Here is a 20,682-nt window from a genome sequence, read left to right on the forward strand (position 1 = left end):
CAGTCTAGCTGTCAACTGGCTGGCCGTGGTGGCAATCCGGCGCGGGCGCGCATCTTTTCAAGCAGGCTGGCGGCAATCGGCTCATAGTTTTCATCAAAGTGATGACCGCCTGCCAGTTTCATGACTTCCATACCTTCCAGCCCGGCAGCAGTGCAGGCGGTATCTTCTTCTTCTTCGCCGTAAACACAAACCACCCGGTCAAGCGGAATGGTCGAAATAGCCGGAACAACATCCTTGTCGCCATCCATTCCAAGCCAGCCCTCAATGGATACCTGAAACGTCGTCGTTGTTTCGACACCGAGAAGCCCGATCATCTTCGTCCGGTCCTGTATGGCGGGATCGAGATATTTCCAAGCAAAGGGGAATGTATCGGCACCGAACGAGTAACCCAGTACTGCAACCGGCAATTTGTTCGTCGGGTCAGCCTTCTTGATCATGGCCGTCGTGTCATTGGCTATTTCTTCCGGCGTTCGCTCCGACCAAAAATAGCGCAGCGAATCGACGCCAATGACGTGAACGCCGTGAGCCTGCAGCCATTCACCGATCGATTTGTCGAGATCGCGCCAGCCACCATCGCCCGAATAGAAAACCGCAACCATTTCAGCTTTCCCACCTTTTGCGGGAAGGTCTACGATAGGCAGAGCTTCATTCTTGGCATCCTGATCCGCCATGGCAACGACATTGTCGACGGCCATTTTCAGACGTGCCGGAAACTCGGGCGCGGATTGGAGCACGGCGAAATTTTCCTGACGGGCCGTAACCGGATTGTTTGTTGGCGATCCGGCGGGGCTGATCACAAGGGCAGGGGCCGGAATGGCGGCATTGAAGCCATAGATGAAGCCACCGTCGGGAGTCTTGCTTGCATCGGCTTTCTCCGTGCACGAAGGCAGACGGGTCTTGGCCGGAACAGGATCAAGCGACACGGCACCAGCAATGGTCGCATCCGGTGAATCCGAGGCAGCCGCGTAGGCGATAGTGCCTCCCTGTCCGATACCTGTCAGGACAGGATGAAAATAGACGCCTAGATCAAGCCCGCGTAAGGCTTCCTTCGCGATGGCTTCGAAATCGGAGTCCAGATAATTGCACTCGCCGTCCTCCTTATCGAGCGCGGCGCGCCATGGGCCAAGCTCGACGGGCAGAACAATCATGTTCCGGGCAAGCATGGCGTCCATGAACTTTTTCTCGCGATCACCGATGCCGCCGTCATCGCTCAGCAGAATCGCAAGGCCGATGGGATCATTCTTCGGCATATAAACCGGAATATTGGACAGTCTTTCAGCGCTTGCATGGATAACCGGTTCGTCGGAATCTGTGATTTTCGTCCAGAGCCTTGCAATTTTACCGGTGTGCATCGCGCCGTAAACACCCGCCGCAGCCACCAGCACCAGCCCTAACACAGTAAAGAGAACGCGTTTTTTCGTCATTTGCGGATGAACTCCAATGGGCTGCCATTGATCAGGGTTGTGGCATCAAGAAGGGCGCGAGGGGTTTCGAGGCCACCAGGGCAAACCATGTAATGCGGGGTCCAGACTGGATCGAATTTTTCCTTGAAGGCTTTCAGTCCATCAAAGTGATAGAGGTCGGCTCCGCGCTTGTAGATGAAGGAACCGAAACGGTTCCAACGGGATGCCAGCCTGCTGCCACTCAGGCCGGAAAGCGGTGCGGCGCCAAGATTGAACCACTTGTAGCCTTCTTCCTTGCTGGCCATCAGCAGCTTTGCAAACAGCGCGTCCATCAGGAGTTTATGCACATTCGGCATATAGCGCATCAGGTCGACGGTGATTTCGTATTTGCCCGCGCCGCGCCACATATTGGCGAATGCCACGATTTCTCCGTCACTTTTCAGGACAGCGACATCGAAACGTTTCATATATTCGTCGTCGAAGTAACCCAGCGAAAAGCCCTTTTCGCTGCCCGACTTGAAATCGAGCCAGGCGTCGGAGATCTCGCGCAAACGAGGAATGAGCGGAGGCACGTCGGCTGCCGGTATGATTTCAAACGTCAGGCCGTCCTTGTCGATCTTGCGGTCGGCATAGCGGAATGGCTGGCGACGTGGCCCGTCGAGCGAGAAAGTGGTGAGGTCGACGCGTGCGACTTCACCAAGCTTCAGGGCGACCAGTCCCATATCCAGAAACAGCGGCAGGCTTTGCGGGCCGACGCCGTAGAATACGGTCCGTAAGGCAAGCTTGTCAGCCAGCGCGTGAAATGACCATGCAAGCTCCTTACCCGTCTGTTCGTTGCCAATGGGCTCCCCAAGTGCAATCAGGCTCCCACCGGATTGCGCATACATGATGAAGGCGCTGTTGTCCGGGGCGAGAAGGAATTGCTTGTCGCCGAGCAGCGCCAGAGCGGCATCCGTGTGCGGCCATTGAGCAACCAGATCGGGCACGGTATCGGGTATGGAATAATCCACCTTCCGCTTGCGGTGTCCAGCTCGGTTGATAAGCGAATAGAGGCCTGCTGCGGCGACCACGGCAAAGACAAGCACAGTCGCCCGCAAGAAGCGGGGCGCGTTGCCGTTCCAAGCGAAATCCCACCAGAGATCGTTGGAATATTCCACATGCCGGTAGACGAAAAAGCCAAGCCACGTGGAAACGAGGACGGTTGTACCGACAGTCGCAATCCAGTTCCAGCTCAAGTCGAACGGCCCGGAAATGGGTCGTCGATAGAATGAATCCCCGAACCCCCAGAGCGTGAAGGCGAAAATGCAGAGAATGGTTGCTTCTTCCCAGTCGAGACCCTTCACCAGAGAAAAGGCAGCGCCACTGAGGAGAAGGATTAAGGCGGCCACCCAGGCTCGCGCAAGCCGCTTCGACAGGCCACGCGCTACAATGAGCAGCGCGACGCCGACGAGGCTGGCAGCAAGATGCGACATCTCCATGAGAGATTCAGGAACGATGTCGGAGAGGACCTCCACGCGGTAGCGAAGGTCCGGTGTCGCACCGGAAATGAGAAGAATGATGCCGCCAAGAAAGATGATACTGGCAGAAAGACTCGGGATAAGCGGTTCCACCAGACGTTTGGCGAAGCGCGCTTGTTTGCCGAGCATATGGCGGCGGCGCATGATCTCCCATATGAGAATGCCTGCCGTCGCCACAACAAGCGGCATTACCGTATAGACAAGCCGATATGCGAGAAGGCCTGCAATAGCATCCGGTTTTCCGCCCAGGCCAAGGCCCGCAATGATCGTTGCCTCAAAAGCTCCGAGACCACCTGGAGCATGACTGGCGATACCCAGCACAATGGCGATCACATAAACCAGTGCGAATACTGCAAAGCTTGGCACTGCATCGGCAGGCATGAGAACATAAAGAGTAGCGGCTGCAGCGCCCACATCCACCAGTCCGGCAAATATCTGGGTCAGCGCGCCTTTGGAATTGGGCAGGCGCAGGCTGAACGAGCCTATCGTGAAGCTGCGCTGTTCATGCGACAGCCAGTAGATCAGCCAGCCGATACCGCCCAGAATGGCGATGCCAGCGACAATATCTATGCGGGAATCGATGGCGGAGAGCCATGGAACATCCTGCGGGTCGATGAGAAGTGCCGCACCGACCATGATAATCAGCGCGAACCAGATGGCGAACCACGATGTTCCAACGATCTTGCCGATATCGGCTAGACTGACGCCTTCCGCAGCATAGATGCGATAACGCAGAGCACCGCCGGTCAGGAGGGAAAAGCCGAGCGCGTTGGAGATGGCGTAACCGGCTGCACCGGCCACGGCGGCAATGCGGCGCGGTATCTGGTTGGGCGCAATCGTATCCACTGCCACAACGTCATAGAGAGCGACGGCTGCATAGCTGACCGCCGTGAAGAACACAGCCAGACCAAGCGTCATCCATGAAATGTTGTGAAAGGCGGCAAGCGTTTCCGTGCGAGACGTGTGCTGAAGCAGATTCTCCAGCACATAGATCGCCAGCAACGCAATCGCGATGCCCGCTACCGGAAACAGGAAATGTTGGTAGCGTTTGAACCAGCCCGAATGTCTTGTCGACGTCGCAGATGGTGTTGAAGGCACTTCATCATCAATAAGGCTCATAGGAACGTCGTCCGGTTGGAGCAATATATTATAAATCGCGCAATGATCTCGATTTAGGGCGAACTTGTGTTCGAGCGAGATGCCGCATTGAAAATATTCTAAGTAGAGCAGAAGTTGGTCTATATAAGCCTGCGGTTGGGCCAGACCGCAAGTGATTTGATAGATTGAAAGAGGTATTGGTGCTCGATATTTCATATATGACCGCAGCCGGAGCCGGTGCGTTGTCGTTTCTGTCTCCCTGCGTGCTTCCGCTGGTGCCGCCCTATCTGTGTTATATGGCGGGTGTGAGCGTTGAAGATTTTCGTGCAGAGAAGGCGACAACCGTCGCGGCAGCACCTTCTGCGCGCCGTTCCCTGGCATTTGCGGCAATTTGCTTCGTTCTTGGTTTCACGACGGTTTTCGTGGCGCTTGGTGCCGGAGCGTCTTCCATCGGCGCCTTCCTGCGCGCATGGCAGCAGGAGATCGCAATCGTCGCTGGTGTCGTCATCATTTTGATGGGACTGAATTTCCTTGGTATTCTGCGTCTGTCGTTCCTGTCCCGCGAAGCGCGGTTTCAGGCACGCAATGCCCCTGCATCGCCGCTTGGAGCCTATGTCATGGGGCTGGCATTCGCCTTTGGCTGGACGCCCTGCATCGGGCCTGTTCTTGGGCCGATCCTGACGCTTGCAGGCGGTAGCAGCACAGTTGGCGAGGGCGCGTTATTGTTGGCGACCTATTCGCTTGGCCTTGGCATTCCGTTTTTGATTGCTGCCCTTTTTTCCGGCGCATTCATGCGGTTTCTTTCGCGGTTCCGGGTGCATCTCGGCAAGGTGGAAAAAGCGATGGGCGCACTTCTTGTTGCGGCAGGCGTCTTGTTCCTGACTGGCGGAATGCAATCCTTCTCGTTCTGGCTGCTTGAGAATTTCCCGGCGCTTGGGCGGTTGGGCTAAAAATCGACAGCAGCCCGTAAGTTTTCATAGACGCTTTGATGTTAAGAGCGAAGATCATCTCAATTTTCTGGACGATACCATGACAGACCGTACCTGCCTTTCCATCGTACTTGCCGCTGGCGAAGGCACGCGCATGAAATCCAGCTTGCCCAAGGTGCTGCATCAGGTGGCAGGCTTGCCGCTGGTCTCTCACGTGGTCAAGGCAGTTCAGGGCACCGGCAAAAGTGACGTTGCGCTGGTCGTAGGGCGTGGTGCCGAGGATGTGCGGGCGGCAGTGGAAAAGAATGCAGGCCCGGTGTCGGCATTCGAGCAGAAGGAACGCCTGGGCACGGCGCATGCGGTTCTCGCCGCACGCGAAGCAATAGAACGCGGCTATGACGATCTGCTGATCGTTTTCGGTGACACGCCGCTGATCGAGGCGCAATCTCTGCAAAAGGCCCGTGAACGACTGTCCGATGGTGCCGATGTCGTTGTTATCGGTTTTCGCCCGGATAATCCGTACGGCTATGGTCGTCTGATCGAGGAAGGCGACCAACTTGTCGCCATCGTCGAGGAAAAAGAAGCAACCGAAGCGCAAAAGCAGATCGGTTTCTGCAATGGCGGGCTGATGGCCGTTCGCGGTCAACACGCTCTGGCGCTTCTGGATGCGGTGGGCAATGACAACGCCAAGGGTGAATATTACCTCACCGATATCGTCGCCATCGCTCATGGCAAGGGTATGAACGTGACGGCTATCGAAGTGCCGGTCGATAACGTAATCGGCATCAACAATCGTGTTGAACTGGCCGAAGCAGAAACCATCTGGCAGCAGCGCAAGCGCCGCGAGATGATGCTTGCAGGCGTGACGCTTATCGCTCCGGAAACGGTATTCTTTTCGCACGACACGCTGATCGAGGCGGATGTTATCGTTGAACCGAACGTCTTCTTCGGTCCTCATGTGCGTGTGTCGACAGGCGCCTTGATCCATTCGTTCTCGCATATGGAAGGTGCCGATGTTGGTCCGAAGGCGGAGATAGGACCGTTTGCGCGCCTGCGTCCCGGCGCAAATCTCGGTGAGAAGACCAAGGTCGGCAATTTCTGCGAAGTGAAGAATGCGACGGTGCACAAAGGCGCGAAGATCAATCACCTGACCTATATCGGCGACGCGACAGTCGGCGCATCAAGCAACATCGGTGCAGGCACGATCACCTGCAATTACGACGGTTATAACAAGTACAAAACGGTGATTGGCGAGAACGCATTCATCGGGTCGAACAGCTCGCTGGTTGCTCCGGTAGAAATTGGCGACAATGCCTATATCGCGTCGGGCAGCACGATTACTGACAATGTTCCCGCCGATGCGCTGGCTTTCGGTCGCGCACGCCAGGAAACGAAAGAGGGGCGGGCGAAGATCCTGCGAGAGAAGTACGCCGCCATCAAAGCGGCTAAAACCTCCACCAAATGAATCATCCAATTGTTTAAGCGAACGGCAATCCCCTGGGTTGCCGTTCTGCGTTAGAATCTTTAAACCGCGAAGCAACACGCCTGAACGTTGGATTTGGAGCAGCCTATGTGTGGAATTATCGGCATAATTGGAAATAACGAAGTCGCTCCGCTTCTTGTGGATGCACTGAAGCGGCTTGAATATCGCGGCTACGATTCTGCCGGTATTGCCACACTGCAGAACGGCAGGCTCGACCGCCGCCGTGCCGAAGGCAAGCTGGTCAATCTGGAAAAGCGCCTGGCCGGAGAGCCGCTTCCTGGCGTCATCGGTATCGGCCATACCCGCTGGGCTACGCACGGCAAGCCTGTGGAACGCAATGCGCATCCGCACATTACCGAGCGTCTCGCGGTCGTTCATAACGGCATCATCGAGAATTTCGCCGAACTTCGCACCATGCTTGAGGCGGAAGGCTACAAGTTCCAGACAGAAACCGATACCGAAGCTGTTGCCCATCTGGTGACCCGTGAGCTGGCAAAGGGCAAGTCCCCGGTTGAAGCCGTGCGCGACAGCCTGCCGATGCTGCATGGTGCCTTCGCACTCGCCTTCCTGTTCGAAGGGGACGAAGAACTGTTGATCGGTGCACGTCAGGGGCCGCCGCTCGCCGTCGGTTATGGCGAAGGAGAAATGTTCCTCGGTTCCGACGCCATCGCACTTTCGCCTTTCACGGATACCATTGCCTATCTCGAAGATGGCGATTGGGCCGTTCTGACGCGCAAGGGCGTGACGGTTTACGACGAAAACAACAGCGAAGTTGAGCGCCCGATTCAAAAGACGCAGACGGCAAACATGCTCGTTTCCAAAGGTAATCATCGTCACTTCATGCAGAAGGAGATGTTTGAGCAGCCGGAAGTGATTTCCCACACGCTTGCCAACTATCTCGACTTCACGACGGGTAAGGTGCGCCAGGAAGCGATTGGTATTGATTTCAGCAAAATTGACCGCCTGACGATTTCTGCTTGCGGCACGGCCTACTATGCGGCATCCGTTGGCAAATACTGGTTCGAGCAGATTGCGCGACTGCCGGTCGACAGCGATATCGCTTCCGAATTCCGCTATCGCGAAATGCCGCTCTCGAAGGATTCGCTGGCGATGTTCGTGTCGCAGTCAGGCGAAACGGCTGATACGCTGGCTTCGCTACGTTACTGCAAGTCGCAGGGATTGAAGATCGCCGCTGTCGTGAACGTCACCGGCTCAACCATTGCGCGTGAATCTGATGCCGTTTTCCCGACGCTTGCGGGCCCTGAAATCGGCGTTGCTTCCACCAAGGCCTTTACCTGCCAGCTGTCGGCCATGGCCTCACTGGTAATTGCAGCCGCGAAATCGCGTGGCGCAATCGATGACAAGCGGGAACAGGAATTGGTACGTCAGCTTTCCGAAGCGCCACGTTTCATCAACCAGGTTCTGAAGCTGGAAGACCAGATCGCTGCGGTCTGCCATGAACTGGCCAAGGTCAATCATGTGCTTTATCTCGGTCGCGGCACGTCCTTCCCGCTGGCGATGGAAGGTGCACTGAAGCTGAAGGAAATTTCCTATATCCACGCCGAAGGCTATGCTGCCGGTGAATTGAAGCACGGCCCGATTGCACTGATCGATGAAAGCATGCCGGTAATCGTCATTGCGCCGTCTGATCGTCTCTATGAGAAGACCGTTTCCAACATGCAGGAAGTCGCAGCGCGTGGCGGTCGCATCATTCTTATCACCGATAAGAAGGGCGCTGAAGCTGCAAGCATCGACACGATGGCAACCATTGTTCTGCCGGATGTGCCGGAATTCATTACGCCGCTGGTTTATGCGTTGCCGATCCAGATGCTGGCCTATCACACTGCAATCCTCATGGGGACGGATGTTGATCAGCCGCGCAATCTGGCAAAGTCGGTAACTGTCGAGTAAATTCAGCTTGTTATAGAAAGACCTTTATAAGTTAATAGAAATGGCGGCGGATTGCCGCCATTTTGCTATCCAGCTCTTAAGAGTCTGATCGCTTCGTCGCGCCCGAAAAGATAAAGCAGGACGCGCAACGCCTGTCCGCGCTCGGATTCCAGATCTGGGTCGCTTGTCAAAATATAGCGTGCATCCTTGCGAGCGATTTCCAGAAGATCGCCATGTGCCTCGATGGAGGCCAAACGGAAGCCCGGGGTGCCGGATTGCCGTGTGCCGAGCAATTCGCCTTCACCGCGCAGTTTCAAATCTTCTTCGGCGATGCGAAAACCGTCTTCCGTCTCGCGCATGACCCTCAGCCGGGCTTGTGCGATTTCTCCCAGCGGGCCTTTGTAAAGCAGCAGGCAGGTCGATGGTTTGTCGCCGCGACCCACGCGACCGCGTAGCTGGTGCAATTGCGACAGACCGAACCGTTCAGCATGCTCGATGACGATGATCGTGGCGTCGGGCACATCCACGCCGACTTCGATCACGGTAGTCGCGACGAGAACCCGTGTTTCGCCTTGTTTGAATGCTCGCATGGCCTCGTCTTTTTCAGCCCCGTTCATGCGGCCATGGATAAGGCCGATGCGCTCGCCGAAGGCGGGCTTGAGGCTTTCGAAACGTTCTTCCGCCGAAGTCAGTTCAACGACTTCGGATTCCTCCACGAGCGGGCAAATCCAGTAGATTTTTTGACCTTCTGCCACGGCCTTCCGGATGCGCTCGACAAGTTCGCCCATGCGTTCCATTGGCACAATGGCAGTCGTAATGGGCTGGCGTCCGGCAGGTTTCTCGGTCAGTTTCGACACGTCCATATCGCCGAAGGCTGTAAGCACGAGGGTCCGCGGTATTGGCGTGGCGGTCATAACCAGCATATCAGGTGCAGAACCCTTTGCGGTTAGCATCAGACGCTGATGCACGCCGAAGCGATGTTGTTCATCGATGATGACCAGAACGAGGTCGTGATATTCGACCTTTTCCTGAAAAAGAGCGTGCGTGCCGATGACGATATCGATCTCGCCGCTTTTCAATCCTTCGAGAACTGCGTTCCGGTCACGGCCCTTTTCGCGACCGGTCAGCAGCGCTGCTTTCAGTCCGGCCTTCTCCGCGAGTGGAGCGATGGTTGCAAAATGCTGGCGGGCGAGAACTTCCGTTGGGGCCATGAGTGCTGACTGACCGCCGGATTCAGCGGCGTGCGCCATGGACAGCAATCCAACGACCGTCTTGCCAGAGCCGACATCGCCCTGCAAAAGCCGCAACATGCGCTCAGGCGATTTGAGGTCTGTGATGATTTCGCGAACCGCCTGATCCTGCCCTTTGGTCAAGCGATAGGGCAGATGCCGCATGATCTCGGCAACGATGCGTCCGGTGCCCTCCAGGGGGCGACCGGAAAGCCTGCGTGTCTTGGCGCGCACGAGGGCGAGCGCCAGTTGCCCGGCCAGAAATTCGTCATATGCGAGCCTGCGTCGCGAAATGCTTTCAAGCGCGATGTCCGACGGATCTTCGGGCAGGTGAAGCGTGTTGAGCGATTGCTGAAAACTGGTGAAGCGCTCGCGCGCCAGCAAGGGTGGGTCGATCCATTCCGGCAGCGGAGGTACACGGCTCAAAGCTTCCTTGATAGCGCGTGCCAGTGTCTTGGGCGACAGGCCCGCAGTCAGCGGATAGACAGGTTCGACCATCGGCAGATTGGCCGCATCTTCCAGGCTTGCAATATAGTCCGGGTGGACCATGGAGGCCCGGCCGTTGAACCATTCCACCTTGCCTGACACGATGACTGTTTCGCCTTCGGGCAGCATTTTGTGCAGCCATGGCAATTGCGCATGGAAGAAGGTCAACGCGATTTCGCCGGTGTCGTCATGGGCGAAGACGCGATGCGGAACATTGCCACGTCCGGGTGGTGCGGGCTGATGCTGGTCGACAATGACTTCCAGCGTGACGATTGCACCTTCCTGCGCTAGGGCGATGCCGGGCCGATTGCGCCGGTCGATCACACTGTGCGGTGCCAGAAACAGCAGTTGCCCGACCTTGGGTTCTGCGCCTGGTATATCTGTGCCAAGCAGTTTTCCAAGCAGGGCGGCAACCTTCGGGCCAATGCCGGAAAGCGAACGAACGGAAGCAAAAAATGGATCGAGCATGGATGGGCGCATGGGCTTGAGCATTAACTGCTTCGCCTCACGGTGCAAGGGCAGTGCATAATCTTTCTGTGCTCTTTTTGTTCTTGTTGGATAAACGGGTTCCCGTTTGTCGCGCAGATGCTATATACCAGCAGCAATTTGAATGATTGGAGCTTACCGAGGATGACTGGCAGCACATTGGCGACGGAAAATCTGGACGTACGGCGCCGCAAGCTTCTGTTTCGCGCGTGGCATCGCGGTATGCGCGAGATGGATCTGATCCTCGGGCAATATGCGGATGAATATATTGTCGGCTTCACCGACCCGCAGCTCGATGAGTTCGAGCATATTCTTGAAGTGCTTGACCGCGATCTTCTCAAATGGGTGACGGGTGAAAGCCCGATCCCGGCAGATTACGACACGCCTCTGTTCCGCGATATTGTCGCTTTCCGCGACCGCATAGAATTCTGAGTTCAAGGTTCCCATGCCCGTTTTCAGCAAACTAGGTCTCAAGTCCTCCAGCGCGCTCGGGGCAAATCGTCATATCGTGATCGACGGCGTTGCCGACGGTTACGAGGCGTTCTGTCTCATTCGTCTGGCGGAAGAGATCGGCGAACGCGGGCCGATCATGTATATCGTGCGCGACGGGCAGCGCATTGCCGATCTGGAGCAAGTCTTGAATTTCGTGGCACCGGATATGCCGGTTCTGCATCTGCCTGCATGGGATTGCTTGCCCTATGACCGTGTGTCGCCCGGCGCAGACGCATCTGCACGCCGGCTGGCCGCACTCAGCGCGCTGTCCGAGCTGAAAAAGACGCCGCATCCGGCCATCATTCTCACCACAGCCAATGCCGTTCTGCAAAAGCTGCCGCCGGAAGCGGCTATTGCAGAACAGGTGATTTCGGCGCGTCCCGGCAACCAGCTGGATATGAACGATCTGGCATCCCGGCTGGAGCGTAACGGTTTCGAACGTGTTTCCACCGTGCGCGACATCGGCGAATTTGCTGTTCGTGGCGGCATTCTCGATCTTTATGCGCCGGGGGCGGAAGAGCCGCTGCGGCTTGATTTCTTTGGCGACACACTGGAATCAATCCGCGCTTTCGATCCGGCTTCGCAGCGCACCACGGGTACCCGCAAGGAGTTCGTGCTCCAGCCGATGAGCGAAATCACGCTTTCGCCGGACATGATCAGCCGTTTCCGCAAGAATTACGTCGCGATGTTCGGTGCGCCGCAGCGCGACGACGCGCTCTATCAGGCAATCAGCGAAGGTCGCCGTTTTGCGGGCATGGAACACTGGCTGCCGCTGTTCTATGACAAGCTCGATACTGTGTTCGACCATGTGGGCAATATGCCGGTGGTGTTCGACCATCTGGTGCATGAAGCGCTGACCGAGCGCCACACCATGGTTGTCGATCATTACGAGGCGCGGCTGAGACAGGCGGAAGGCAAGGAGCCGGGCAGCGATGCCGTGCCTTACAAGCCGGTCAAGCCGGAAGCGCTTTATCTCACACCGTCAGAGGTCGAGAAGCACGCCGAAGCCGGGGGCGTGCGCATCGACCTGACGCCATTCGGTGCGCCGGAGGTTACAGGGCGGACGATTGTTCATGCGGATGTGCATAAGGGCCGCAGCTTTGCCGAGGAGCGCGCCGCTACCGACGTGAACCTGTTCGAGGCGGTGGTGAAGCATATTGCAGAACTGCGTGCAGCGGGCAAGAAAGTGCTGGTTGCTGCCTGGACTGAAGGTTCTCTCGACCGTCTTTTGCAGGTCCTTGATGAACATGGGCTGGAAAAAATCGAGTCGGTTGACCGGCTTTCTACCGTCAAGGCGCTATCGCGCGACAAGGTAACGGCTGCTGTGCTGGCCGTCGAGAGCGGCTTCGATGCTGGCGATCTCGTCATTGTGGCCGAGCAGGATATTCTGGGTGACCGTCTTATCCGCCGTTCCAAGCGTCGCAAGCGCGATCAGGATTTCATCTCGGAAGTCGCCTCGCTAAACGCTGGCGATATTGTCGTCCATGTCGATCACGGTATCGGCCGCTTCATTGGCCTCAAGACCATTACCGCCGCTGGTGCTCCGCATGACTGTCTAGAAATCCATTATGCGGGTGATGACCGGCTGTTTCTGCCGGTTGAAAATATCGAGCTGCTCTCGCGTTATGGTTCGGAAGGCTCCGATGCGGTTCTCGACAAGCTTGGTGGCGGCGCATGGCAGATGCGCAAGGCTAAGCTCAAGAAACGCCTGCTTGAGATTGCCGGGCATCTGATCCAGATCGCTGCCGAACGGCAGATGCGCGGTGCGCCGGTGATGACGCCGCCGGACGGACTTTATGCCGAATTCTCCGCTCGTTTTCCCTATGATGAAACCGACGACCAGCTAACTGCTATCGAGTCCGTGGCGGATGATCTGGCTGCTGGCAAGCCGATGGATCGCCTGATCTGCGGCGATGTGGGCTTTGGCAAAACGGAAGTAGCGCTGCGTGCCGCCTTCATTGCTGCGATGAGCGGCGTTCAGGTGGCGGTCGTCGTGCCGACGACGCTTCTGTCACGCCAGCATTTCAAGACCTTCTCGAAGCGCTTCCATGGCCTGCCGATCAATCTGGCCCATGCCTCGCGTCTTGTCGGCACGAAGGAGCTTGCTGCTGCCAAGAAAGGGCTGGAAGAAGGGACCGTCGATATTGTCGTCGGCACGCATGCGCTGCTCGGCAACTCGATCAAGTTCAAGAATCTCGGCCTGCTCATCATCGATGAAGAGCAGCATTTCGGCGTCAAGCACAAGGAGCGGCTGAAGGAACTGAAGTCGGACGTGCATGTGCTGACATTGTCCGCCACGCCGATTCCGCGCACTTTGCAGCTTGCGCTGACCGGTGTGCGAGAACTCTCGCTCATCACCACGCCTCCTGTCGATCGTATGGCGGTGCGCACCTTTGTCTCGCCGTTCGATCCGCTCGTCATTCGCGAAACGCTTTTGCGCGAACGCTATCGCGGCGGCCAGAGTTTCTACGTCTGCCCGCGCATTTCCGATCTTGGCGAGATCGAAGAGTTCCTGAAAACGCATGTGCCCGAACTGAAAGTGGCCGTGGCCCATGGCCAGATGGCGCCGGGCGTGCTGGATGACATCATGAACGCCTTCTATGACGGCCAGTATGATGTACTTCTGTCTACGACCATCGTGGAATCCGGCCTCGATATTCCGACGGCCAACACGATGATCGTGCACCGCGCCGATATGTTCGGCCTGGCTCAGTTGTACCAGCTTCGCGGTCGGGTCGGCCGTTCCAAGCAACGCGCCTTTGCGCTGTTCACCCTTCCGGCGGGTAAGATGCTGACGCAGATGGCGGAACGTCGCCTCAAGGTTCTGCAGTCGCTCGACACGCTGGGCGCAGGCTTCCAGCTTGCCAGCCACGATATGGATATTCGCGGGGCAGGTAATCTGCTCGGCGAAGAGCAATCGGGCCATATCAAGGAAGTTGGATTCGAGCTTTATCAGCAGATGCTGGAAGAGGCGGTGGCCACGCTCAAGGGCACTGTCGAAGTTGAGGACAGCCAGTGGTCGCCGCAGATCGCGATCGGCACTGCCGTGATGATCCCCGAAGCCTATGTGCCCGACCTGCAACTGCGTCTTGGCCTTTATCGCCGTCTGGCTGATCTGGAAGAGCCGCAGGATATCGATGCCTTCGGTGCCGAACTCATCGACCGTTTCGGTCCGATGCCCGACGAAGTGCAGCATTTGCTCAAGATTGTTTATATCAAGGCGCTTTGCCGCCGCGCGAATGTCGAGAAGCTCGATGCCGGTCCGAAGGGCGTGGTCATCCAGTTCCGCAATGCGACCTTCAACAATCCTGTCGGGCTGGTGAAAATGATCGGCGAACAGGGCTCCATGGCCAAGATCAGGCCGGATCAGAGCATCGTCTTCATCCGCGACTGGCCGACACCGGAAAAGCGCCTCAACGGTTCTGCCGTCATCATGACGCAACTGGCGAAGATCGCGGTGGGGTGAAGATCATTTCACTCCGTGCGGGAGTGATCGCGCCCGCAATGCCCGCAATTGCGATGTGGAATTGGGCCGTATCCAACGATAAAGCCCTTTTTGCTCTGATAGACTGAAAGACCGCATTCCGGGCAATAAAAGCCGTACAACATCGCGAGTGCATGTCCGACGAAAAATGCAAAGCCTGCGATCAGACCAAGGGGCTCCGGTAACTGCTCAAACAGCGGCAGCCAATAAGAAATGGTAAAAATCAGAGCGACTATCCAGCATGTGAACAGCCATGATTTCAGATAGAGCGACATAACTCTAACTCGATTATTTCCAGCCAAAGTGCGAAGCGGTTTTGCGTAGGACAATGCGACAAAGCAAATAGTTAGAGCGGTTCCGACGATTCTGTTAAAACAGGAACCGCTCTAGCGATCTTCAGAAATCCCCGGCTCAAAGCCTTCTGCCGTCTGGCGGATGGCGTCAGCAAGGACATCTGCCGTCTGAGCGCCCATGACAGCATATTTCTGATCGATGATGAAACAAGGTACGCCGCGCACGCCAATGCGGCTGGCAGTATCGATCTCTTCACGAATCGTTGCCCTGTCGGCCTCGCTTTGCAGGAGACGGGCAACAACTGCGGCATCCATGCCGACACTTGCCGCCGCATCGACCAGCACTTCATGATCGCCGATATCCTGTCCCTGCTCGAAATAGAGCGAGAACAACATGCCGACCATCCGGTCCTGCGTATCGGGAGCAGCCTGTGCAGCCCAATGGATGACACGATGGGCGTCGAGAGTATTTGGCGCGCGGGCGATGGCGTCGAAATCGAAGACAATGCCGTTTTCCTCGCCAAGCTGCGTCAGTTGCTTGTGGATGTCATCGATCTTTCCGCCTGTGCCGAATTTCTCTCGCATATAGGTCCGGCGGTCCTTTCCCTGCGGAGGCAGGGTCGGATCGAGCTGGAAGGGGCGCCAGCGTACTTCCGCCTCCACATCCGGCACCATGGCAAGAGCCGCCTCGAGGCGCTTGCGCCCCAGAAAGCACCAAGGGCAGACGACGTCGGACACGACATCGATAGTTATCTTTCTGGTGGCCATGGCAGTGTCTCCATACGGGAACCAGAGGCGTCGCCTCCGGTTGAATGCTCATCATATATTGGGTGCATGTAGGGCGAATTACATCAACGTTAAAGCCCGATCATGGCTTTGCGCGCCACCAGGTGGGCAGTTGATAGCCATAGAGCGAAGTCTTCTTCGGGTGATCGATGCGATCCCAGCGCGCCACCCACTGATAGGGCAGGTGGTAGAGCGGAATGTAATAATCCCCGGAGATAAGCACGCGATCGAGCGCGCGGACCGCACTCACGAAATCGGCGCGGCTTCTGGCTGCCAGCAGCGCTTCAATCATCGCATCTACTGCCGGATCGGCAACACCTGGATAGTTGAAACTTCCCTGAACGTCACGCGAGGCTGCGCCCCAGCGCATCCATTGTTCGTTGCCGGGCGAAAGCGACCCGGTCAGCGCTCCGAGAATCATGTCGTAGTCGAATGTCTGGAGACGTTGTTGATACTGGGCGTCGTCCACAGTGCGTATTTCGATTGTGATGCCCAGTCGCGCGAGATTACGCTTATAGGCCAGTGCGACTTTTTCCTCGTCGGGCGAGCGCGTCATGATCTCGAATTTAAGCGGGTTGCCGGCGGGATCGACTGCGAGACCGTGTTCAAATTGGAAACCGGCCTCAGTCAGCAGATCATAGGCTTTCTTTGCTGGCGTGCGGTCATGACCGCTGCCGTCCGTTACGGGCGGGTGCCATGTACCGTTCATGACATCGTCGCGAACGGCTTCGGGGAATGGTTTCAGCAACTGCTTCTCGCGCTCATCGGCAGGCTTGCCGACGGAAGAAAGCTCCGATCCTTCCCAAAAACTCTGCGTGCGGCGGTATTGATCGGCGAAAAGGTTGCGGTTGGCCCATTCGAAATCGAACAGCAGCCCCAGAGCCTGCCGTACGCGACGGTCGGCGAAAATTGGGCGGCGTGTGTTGAACACGAAGCCAAACATGTTGGCAGGCGTGCCTTTTTCAAAGCTGTCCTTGATAACGCGGCCCTGTTTTACAGCCGGGAAGTCATAAAGCTTCTCCCATCGAGTAGGGTTTGCCTCGATGAAGACATCCAGCAGGCCCTTCTTGAAAGACTCGAACAGGGACGTCTCGTTTCTGTAATATTCAATCGTCAACGTATCGAAGTTGTTGAGGCCGCGCTGCGATGGCAGATCCTTGCCCCAATAGTCTGGATTACGCTTATAGATGATACGCTGGCCGGGCTGCACGCCGGAAACGAGATAAGGGCCGCTGCCGACAGGCGGCTTAAGGGATGAATTGCCGAAGGTTTCGCGATCAATGGCGTGCTTTGGCAGGACAGGCATCGACGAAGCGATCAGCATCGGAAATTCGCGATCCGACTTGTCGTTGAAGGTGAAGCGAACGGAGCGTTCCCCTGTCTTTTCGATCTTATCGATTCGACTCATACGGTTATTGTAGGGAGGGCGTCCCTTTTCCGTCAGGATGTCGTAGGTAAAGAGAACGTCGTCCACCGTCACCGGCTGGCCGTCGGACCATTTTGCCTTCGGGTTCAGGGTGAATTCGACCCATTTGCGATCTGGATCGACCGCAACCTTTTCAGCCAGCAGACCGTAAAGGGTAAAGGGTTCATCCCGCGACCGCTGCATGAGCGTTTCATAAGCCAGATTGCCGAGGTCAACATCCCCGAACAGGCCGCGCGCCGTCGTCCGCATGCTTTTCAGCACAAATGGGTTGAGACTGTCGAAAGTACCGTTAACGCCCATTGTGATGGCGCCGCCCTTTGGAGCGTCAGCGTTTGCGTAAGGAAAATGGGTGAAGTCAGCAGGCAGCGCCACATCTCCATGCATGGAGAGCGCATAGTCCGGCTGTGCTTCGGCTATCGCCTGCGCCGGCAGCACGCCGACGACAGCTCCGGTAAGGCTCGCAAGAACCACGTTGCGGAGAAAGGCAATCAATCCGTTCAACTTCAATCGTCCATTGTAAATAAGTTTGATGGTCGCCGCCGGAAGCGTCGATTCGGAACCGAAAACTAGCATGATCGTACATTAAGTGCGGAATTAGGGCGTGTCCGCCACGCGACAGTAAGGGCTAAAATAAAGATTTTGGCGGATTCCGGGCATGGAATGTCGAAACTCATCTGGATTCATACCCCTAGTCGTTGTAACACGGCTCCGGATTGGGGCCCGGAAGGGTCCGGATGGGGGCTAAAATCCCCAAGGTCACGCTGTTGCCGCATTTTCAAACCAGTGACGGTCTATCGCTGACTTATAATACAGAACGGGAACTATAGATCAGAGCGTTGAAAGGAACCTGTTGATCATGTCCAGCACTAAGACAATCGCTGCCGCATCTGCCATTGCTGGCGCGTTCGCCCTGCTTGCCTCCGCGACGATGTCCGCATCGGCGCAGCAGCCGCCACAGGGCTGGTTCAAGGTTTGCTCGAAGCAGGAAGACAATGACATCTGCAACACGCAGAACATCGTCACCGCGGATTCCGGCCAGCTCCTGACTGCCGTCAACCTCATCGAGATTAAAGGCAAGATCAACCGCAAGATCTTCCAGGTGACTGTTCCTATTGGTCGTCTGATTCCTGCCGGTGTCGGCCTCCAGATCGACAACAACAAGCCGGTCAAGCTTGAATACGGCATCTGCTTCCCGGATCGCTGCATCGCCGAAGCTCCACTGACGGACGATCTTATCAATGCGCTCAAGAAGGGCGGCAAGCTGACCCTGACTTCGGTCAACTATCAGAACAAGCCGAACCCGATTCCGGTTGCACTCACCGGCTTCTCCGGCGCCCTGACCGGTCCGGCTCTCAAGCAGTCGGAACTGGAAGAACGCCAGAAGGAACTTCAGGACGCCGTCCAGAAGCGCCAGAAGGATTTTGAAGCCAAGATGAAGGCTGAACAGGACAAGGCAAAGGGCGCAGCTAACTAAGCTGCTGTCTGTCCGGTATGTTATGAAAAAGGGGCGCTTCAAGCGCCCCTTTTGTTTTGAACCATGACTTGAGACGAAACTTCTATCCTAGTTCGAATGCTGTGATTTTACGCGATAAGAACCGTTGTCCTGTCGATCAAACATCTCCTCGATCTGAGGATGGCGCAAAGGCTCGCCGCTTAGATCAGGCACCAGGTTCTGCTCCGATACATAGGCGACATATTCGGATTCCGCGTTTTCCGCGAGCAGATGGTAAAAAGGCTGGTCGCGATGCGGGCGCGCTTCCTCTGGAATGGACTCGTACCATTCCTCAGTATTCGCAAACTCGGGGTCCACGTCGAAGATAACCCCGCGGAACGGGAACAACCGGTGCCTGACGACCTGACCGATCTGAAATTTCGCGTGCTTTATCTGTGTCATACCCATGCAACACTATGTAGTTCACCGCGTGACAAATTAAAGTCGGCGGCAACCGGCAATTCTGTCTGTTCGATGTCTCGGATGATCTGAAAACGATCTTAGCTGGAGCGCTTTCCGTCGCTTCGTTGTGGAAGGCTCGGCAGTTTTGGTAGAAAATGTGAGAAACCGCTGCCGGGACGAAGCCCCTCACGCATGAAGAACGCGCGCAGTGGCGCAAAAGAGCGAAGCATTTCCAATCCGACTCCACGCACGATCTGGGCTGGAAGCATGCCGGAGAGAAGCGAACGATTGAGCGCATCGACCGAGCCGGTGCGGGCCAGAATATCCGGACGTCTGGCGCGGTCATAGGCGCGGATGACTCGATCTGAACCCGGATCGACTGGATCGCTTTCAATAGCCTTGACCAGCGTTTCGACATCGCGCGAGCCCAGATTGAGGCCTTGTGCGCCAATCGGTGGAAACACATGCGCGGCTTCACCGATCAGAATCGTGCGCTTGGCCGCAAAGACATGGGGCACGAGGCCGGAAAGGGGCCAGGCCTGCGGCTTGATTTCGAGCTTAATCTTGCCCAGCATGGACTGCATCATGTCTTCGATGCGCTGAGCGAGCGTCGTTTCATCAAGCGCGAGAAGCGCTTCGGCGCGACCCGGATTGACCACCCAGACGAGGCTTGAGCGCTTGCCTTTCAACGGCACTTGAGTGAAAGGGCCTTCTTCGGTGTGGAATTCCGTCGAAATATTCTCGTGGTCGACACTATGCGAGAAGGAAAGCACAACGGCTGTCTGCGGATAGCTCCAGCGGCGTATGCGGATGCCTGCCGCTTCGCGAGCCATGGAATTGCGCCCATCGGCTGCCACGACCAGCCGCGTATGCAACGTGTCACCACCCGAAAGAGTGATGGTCACGTGGTCGCCATTGTGGCGATATTCGATGACGGAGGCATTGATGCGTTGGACATTCGGATTGCGGGAAACGGCCCCAGCCAGTTTCTCGTTCAAAACGGCATTGGGGATATTGTAGCCGAACGCGGTCTCGTCGATTTCACCCGCGCGGAAGGTCACGGTTGGGCTTCTCACGAGCCGTCGCGTCGCGTCGACAATGCGCATGGAAGCGAGGGGGGCTGCTTCCGGCTCGATATCCGACCAGACGCCCAGTCCCTCCAGTAATCTGATGGCAGGCATCATGAGTGCGGTGGTGCGGCGGTCGCTCTTGTCTGTCTCCGGTCCCAGCAACACGGTGCGATAGCCTTTTGTGCCAAGCGCCAGCGCTGCCATCATTCCGGCAGGCCCGCTGCCGCTGATGACAATATCAGTGAGAGGCTTGTTCACAACAAGATCGTTCATCGTGTTTTATCCCTGGTCCGACAGCGCAGACCTCGTGACCGTTCGCTATGCATGTCGCATCCATCGATGATTCCAGACGGATGCGTTTGAGCTGCACTTAAACCGAATTGCAGGCAAAAGACCATTCTTCCGTGGGATTATGGCGGATTTGCCTCACGCCTTACTTGCTCTTTTGTGCTTATTCAGGGAAAGCTGCTGCAAGATCATGGCTTTTCCTGGGGGAGAAGCTATTCAACGATCTTGAGAGTTGGGGACGTCAGTTTGTTTGGTGTACGCGCTCCCCGTTTGATGAAATGTACTCGCTGCCTTAGAGCGCCGTGCGTCCTTGCGGACGCACAATGGACGCTCTAACTTGTTGAATTAATGCATCGTGCTTTTCAAAAATCGGAATCGATTTTTGAAAAGCACGATGCGGGGAATGTCTTGGGCGGGATATGCGCGGC

The 20,682-nt window shown here is 56.6% G+C and carries 14 protein-coding genes; 6 read left to right on the top strand and 8 right to left on the bottom strand.

The genetic code is table 11. The features are described 5' to 3' along the window. Positions 1–11: 11 nt before the first annotated feature. Together F9K91_RS18635 and mprF are read right to left on the bottom strand one after the other, a co-directional pair. Positions 12–1,424, bottom strand: a complete 1,413-nt coding sequence (locus tag F9K91_RS18635) for an AcvB/VirJ family lysyl-phosphatidylglycerol hydrolase (protein ID WP_208852702.1) — start codon at positions 1,422–1,424, stop codon at positions 12–14. Continuing rightward, positions 1,421–4,039 carry a bifunctional lysylphosphatidylglycerol flippase/synthetase MprF gene (gene mprF / locus F9K91_RS18640; RefSeq protein ID WP_208852703.1) on the bottom strand — a complete coding sequence of 873 codons (2,619 nt, stop codon included), beginning with the start codon at positions 4,037–4,039 and terminating at the stop codon, positions 1,421–1,423. The genes F9K91_RS18635 and mprF overlap by 4 nt, the downstream gene beginning before the upstream one ends. 197 nt (positions 4,040–4,236) lie before the next feature. On the opposite strand from mprF, the gene F9K91_RS18645 reads away from it, so the two are divergent. From F9K91_RS18645 to glmS, 3 genes are all read left to right on the top strand, one after another. Next, positions 4,237–4,968: a cytochrome c biogenesis CcdA family protein gene (locus F9K91_RS18645; RefSeq protein WP_282188611.1), complete on the top strand. Its 732-nt coding sequence runs from the start codon at positions 4,237–4,239 to the stop codon at positions 4,966–4,968. Positions 4,969–5,047: 79 nt separating this feature from the next. Beyond that, positions 5,048–6,412: a bifunctional UDP-N-acetylglucosamine diphosphorylase/glucosamine-1-phosphate N-acetyltransferase GlmU gene (glmU, locus tag F9K91_RS18650; protein WP_151678425.1), complete on the top strand. Its 1,365-nt coding sequence runs from the start codon at positions 5,048–5,050 to the stop codon at positions 6,410–6,412. 105 nt (positions 6,413–6,517) lie between these two features. Then, complete coding sequence (gene glmS / locus F9K91_RS18655; protein ID WP_151557928.1) at positions 6,518–8,341, top strand: glutamine--fructose-6-phosphate transaminase (isomerizing); 1,824 nt, start codon at positions 6,518–6,520, stop codon at positions 8,339–8,341. 65 nt (positions 8,342–8,406) lie between these two features. On the opposite strand, the gene recG is transcribed toward glmS, so the two are convergent. Further along, the gene (recG, locus tag F9K91_RS18660) at positions 8,407–10,527 is read right to left on the bottom strand and encodes an ATP-dependent DNA helicase RecG (RefSeq protein WP_208852704.1); all 2,121 of its coding nucleotides are present in this window, start codon (positions 10,525–10,527) and stop codon (positions 8,407–8,409) included. 138 nt (positions 10,528–10,665) lie between these two features. Between recG and F9K91_RS18665 the strand changes: the two genes are divergently transcribed. Both F9K91_RS18665 and mfd read left to right on the top strand, forming a co-directional pair. Next, positions 10,666–10,953: an FAD assembly factor SdhE gene (locus F9K91_RS18665; RefSeq protein ID WP_061345376.1), complete on the top strand. Its 288-nt coding sequence runs from the start codon at positions 10,666–10,668 to the stop codon at positions 10,951–10,953. Positions 10,954–10,966: 13 nt separating this feature from the next. Beyond that, a complete protein-coding gene (mfd, locus tag F9K91_RS18670; protein ID WP_151678426.1) occupies positions 10,967–14,479 on the top strand; it encodes a transcription-repair coupling factor in 3,513 nt (1,170 codons plus the stop codon). 8 nt (positions 14,480–14,487) lie between these two features. On the opposite strand, the gene F9K91_RS18675 is transcribed toward mfd, so the two are convergent. The 3 genes from F9K91_RS18675 to F9K91_RS18685 all read right to left on the bottom strand — a co-directional run bounded on the left by F9K91_RS18675 (position 14,488) and on the right by F9K91_RS18685 (position 17,509). Next, positions 14,488–14,772, bottom strand: coding sequence for an LIM domain-containing protein (locus F9K91_RS18675; protein ID WP_151557922.1), 285 nt, complete (start codon positions 14,770–14,772; stop codon positions 14,488–14,490). Positions 14,773–14,883: 111 nt separating this feature from the next. After that, entirely contained in the window at positions 14,884–15,558 is a 675-nt protein-coding gene (locus F9K91_RS18680; RefSeq protein WP_061345373.1) for a DsbA family oxidoreductase, read from the bottom strand. A gap of 100 nt (positions 15,559–15,658) precedes the next feature. Then, positions 15,659–17,509 (bottom strand): extracellular solute-binding protein, encoded by a 1,851-nt coding sequence (locus tag F9K91_RS18685; protein ID WP_151678427.1) that lies wholly within the window; start codon positions 17,507–17,509, stop codon positions 15,659–15,661. Positions 17,510–17,858: 349 nt separating this feature from the next. Between F9K91_RS18685 and F9K91_RS18690 the strand changes: the two genes are divergently transcribed. Further along, positions 17,859–18,476 (top strand): invasion associated locus B family protein, encoded by a 618-nt coding sequence (locus tag F9K91_RS18690; protein ID WP_151678428.1) that lies wholly within the window; start codon positions 17,859–17,861, stop codon positions 18,474–18,476. Between the two features lie 87 nt (positions 18,477–18,563). On the opposite strand, the gene hspQ is transcribed toward F9K91_RS18690, so the two are convergent. Beyond that, entirely contained in the window at positions 18,564–18,902 is a 339-nt protein-coding gene (hspQ, locus tag F9K91_RS18695) for a heat shock protein HspQ (RefSeq protein WP_061345372.1), read from the bottom strand. Between the two features lie 92 nt (positions 18,903–18,994). Beyond that, the gene (locus tag F9K91_RS18700) at positions 18,995–20,239 is read right to left on the bottom strand and encodes a UbiH/UbiF family hydroxylase (RefSeq protein WP_151678429.1); all 1,245 of its coding nucleotides are present in this window, start codon (positions 20,237–20,239) and stop codon (positions 18,995–18,997) included. Positions 20,240–20,682 lie beyond the last annotated feature (443 nt).

It is taken from the genome of Brucella tritici, assembly GCF_008932295.1.
GTDB lineage: Bacteria > Pseudomonadota > Alphaproteobacteria > Rhizobiales > Rhizobiaceae > Brucella > Brucella tritici.

Excerpts from the sequence above, each read along its gene's own strand:
- F9K91_RS18635 (WP_208852702.1), bottom strand. The coding sequence starts at position 1,424 with ATGACGAAAAAACGCGTTCTCTTTACTGTGTTAGGGCTGGTGCTGGTG.
- mprF (WP_208852703.1), bottom strand. The coding sequence starts at position 4,039 with ATGAGCCTTATTGATGATGAAGTGCCTTCAACACCATCTGCGACGTCG.
- F9K91_RS18645 (WP_282188611.1), top strand. The coding sequence starts at position 4,237 with ATGACCGCAGCCGGAGCCGGTGCGTTGTCGTTTCTGTCTCCCTGCGTG.
- glmU (WP_151678425.1), top strand. The coding sequence starts at position 5,048 with ATGACAGACCGTACCTGCCTTTCCATCGTACTTGCCGCTGGCGAAGGC.
- glmS (WP_151557928.1), top strand. The coding sequence starts at position 6,518 with ATGTGTGGAATTATCGGCATAATTGGAAATAACGAAGTCGCTCCGCTT.
- recG (WP_208852704.1), bottom strand. The coding sequence starts at position 10,527 with ATGCTCAAGCCCATGCGCCCATCCATGCTCGATCCATTTTTTGCTTCC.
- F9K91_RS18665 (WP_061345376.1), top strand. The coding sequence starts at position 10,666 with ATGACTGGCAGCACATTGGCGACGGAAAATCTGGACGTACGGCGCCGC.
- mfd (WP_151678426.1), top strand. The coding sequence starts at position 10,967 with ATGCCCGTTTTCAGCAAACTAGGTCTCAAGTCCTCCAGCGCGCTCGGG.
- F9K91_RS18675 (WP_151557922.1), bottom strand. The coding sequence starts at position 14,772 with ATGTCGCTCTATCTGAAATCATGGCTGTTCACATGCTGGATAGTCGCT.
- F9K91_RS18680 (WP_061345373.1), bottom strand. The coding sequence starts at position 15,558 with ATGGCCACCAGAAAGATAACTATCGATGTCGTGTCCGACGTCGTCTGC.
- F9K91_RS18690 (WP_151678428.1), top strand. The coding sequence starts at position 17,859 with ATGTCCAGCACTAAGACAATCGCTGCCGCATCTGCCATTGCTGGCGCG.
- hspQ (WP_061345372.1), bottom strand. The coding sequence starts at position 18,902 with ATGGGTATGACACAGATAAAGCACGCGAAATTTCAGATCGGTCAGGTC.
- F9K91_RS18700 (WP_151678429.1), bottom strand. The coding sequence starts at position 20,239 with ATGAACGATCTTGTTGTGAACAAGCCTCTCACTGATATTGTCATCAGC.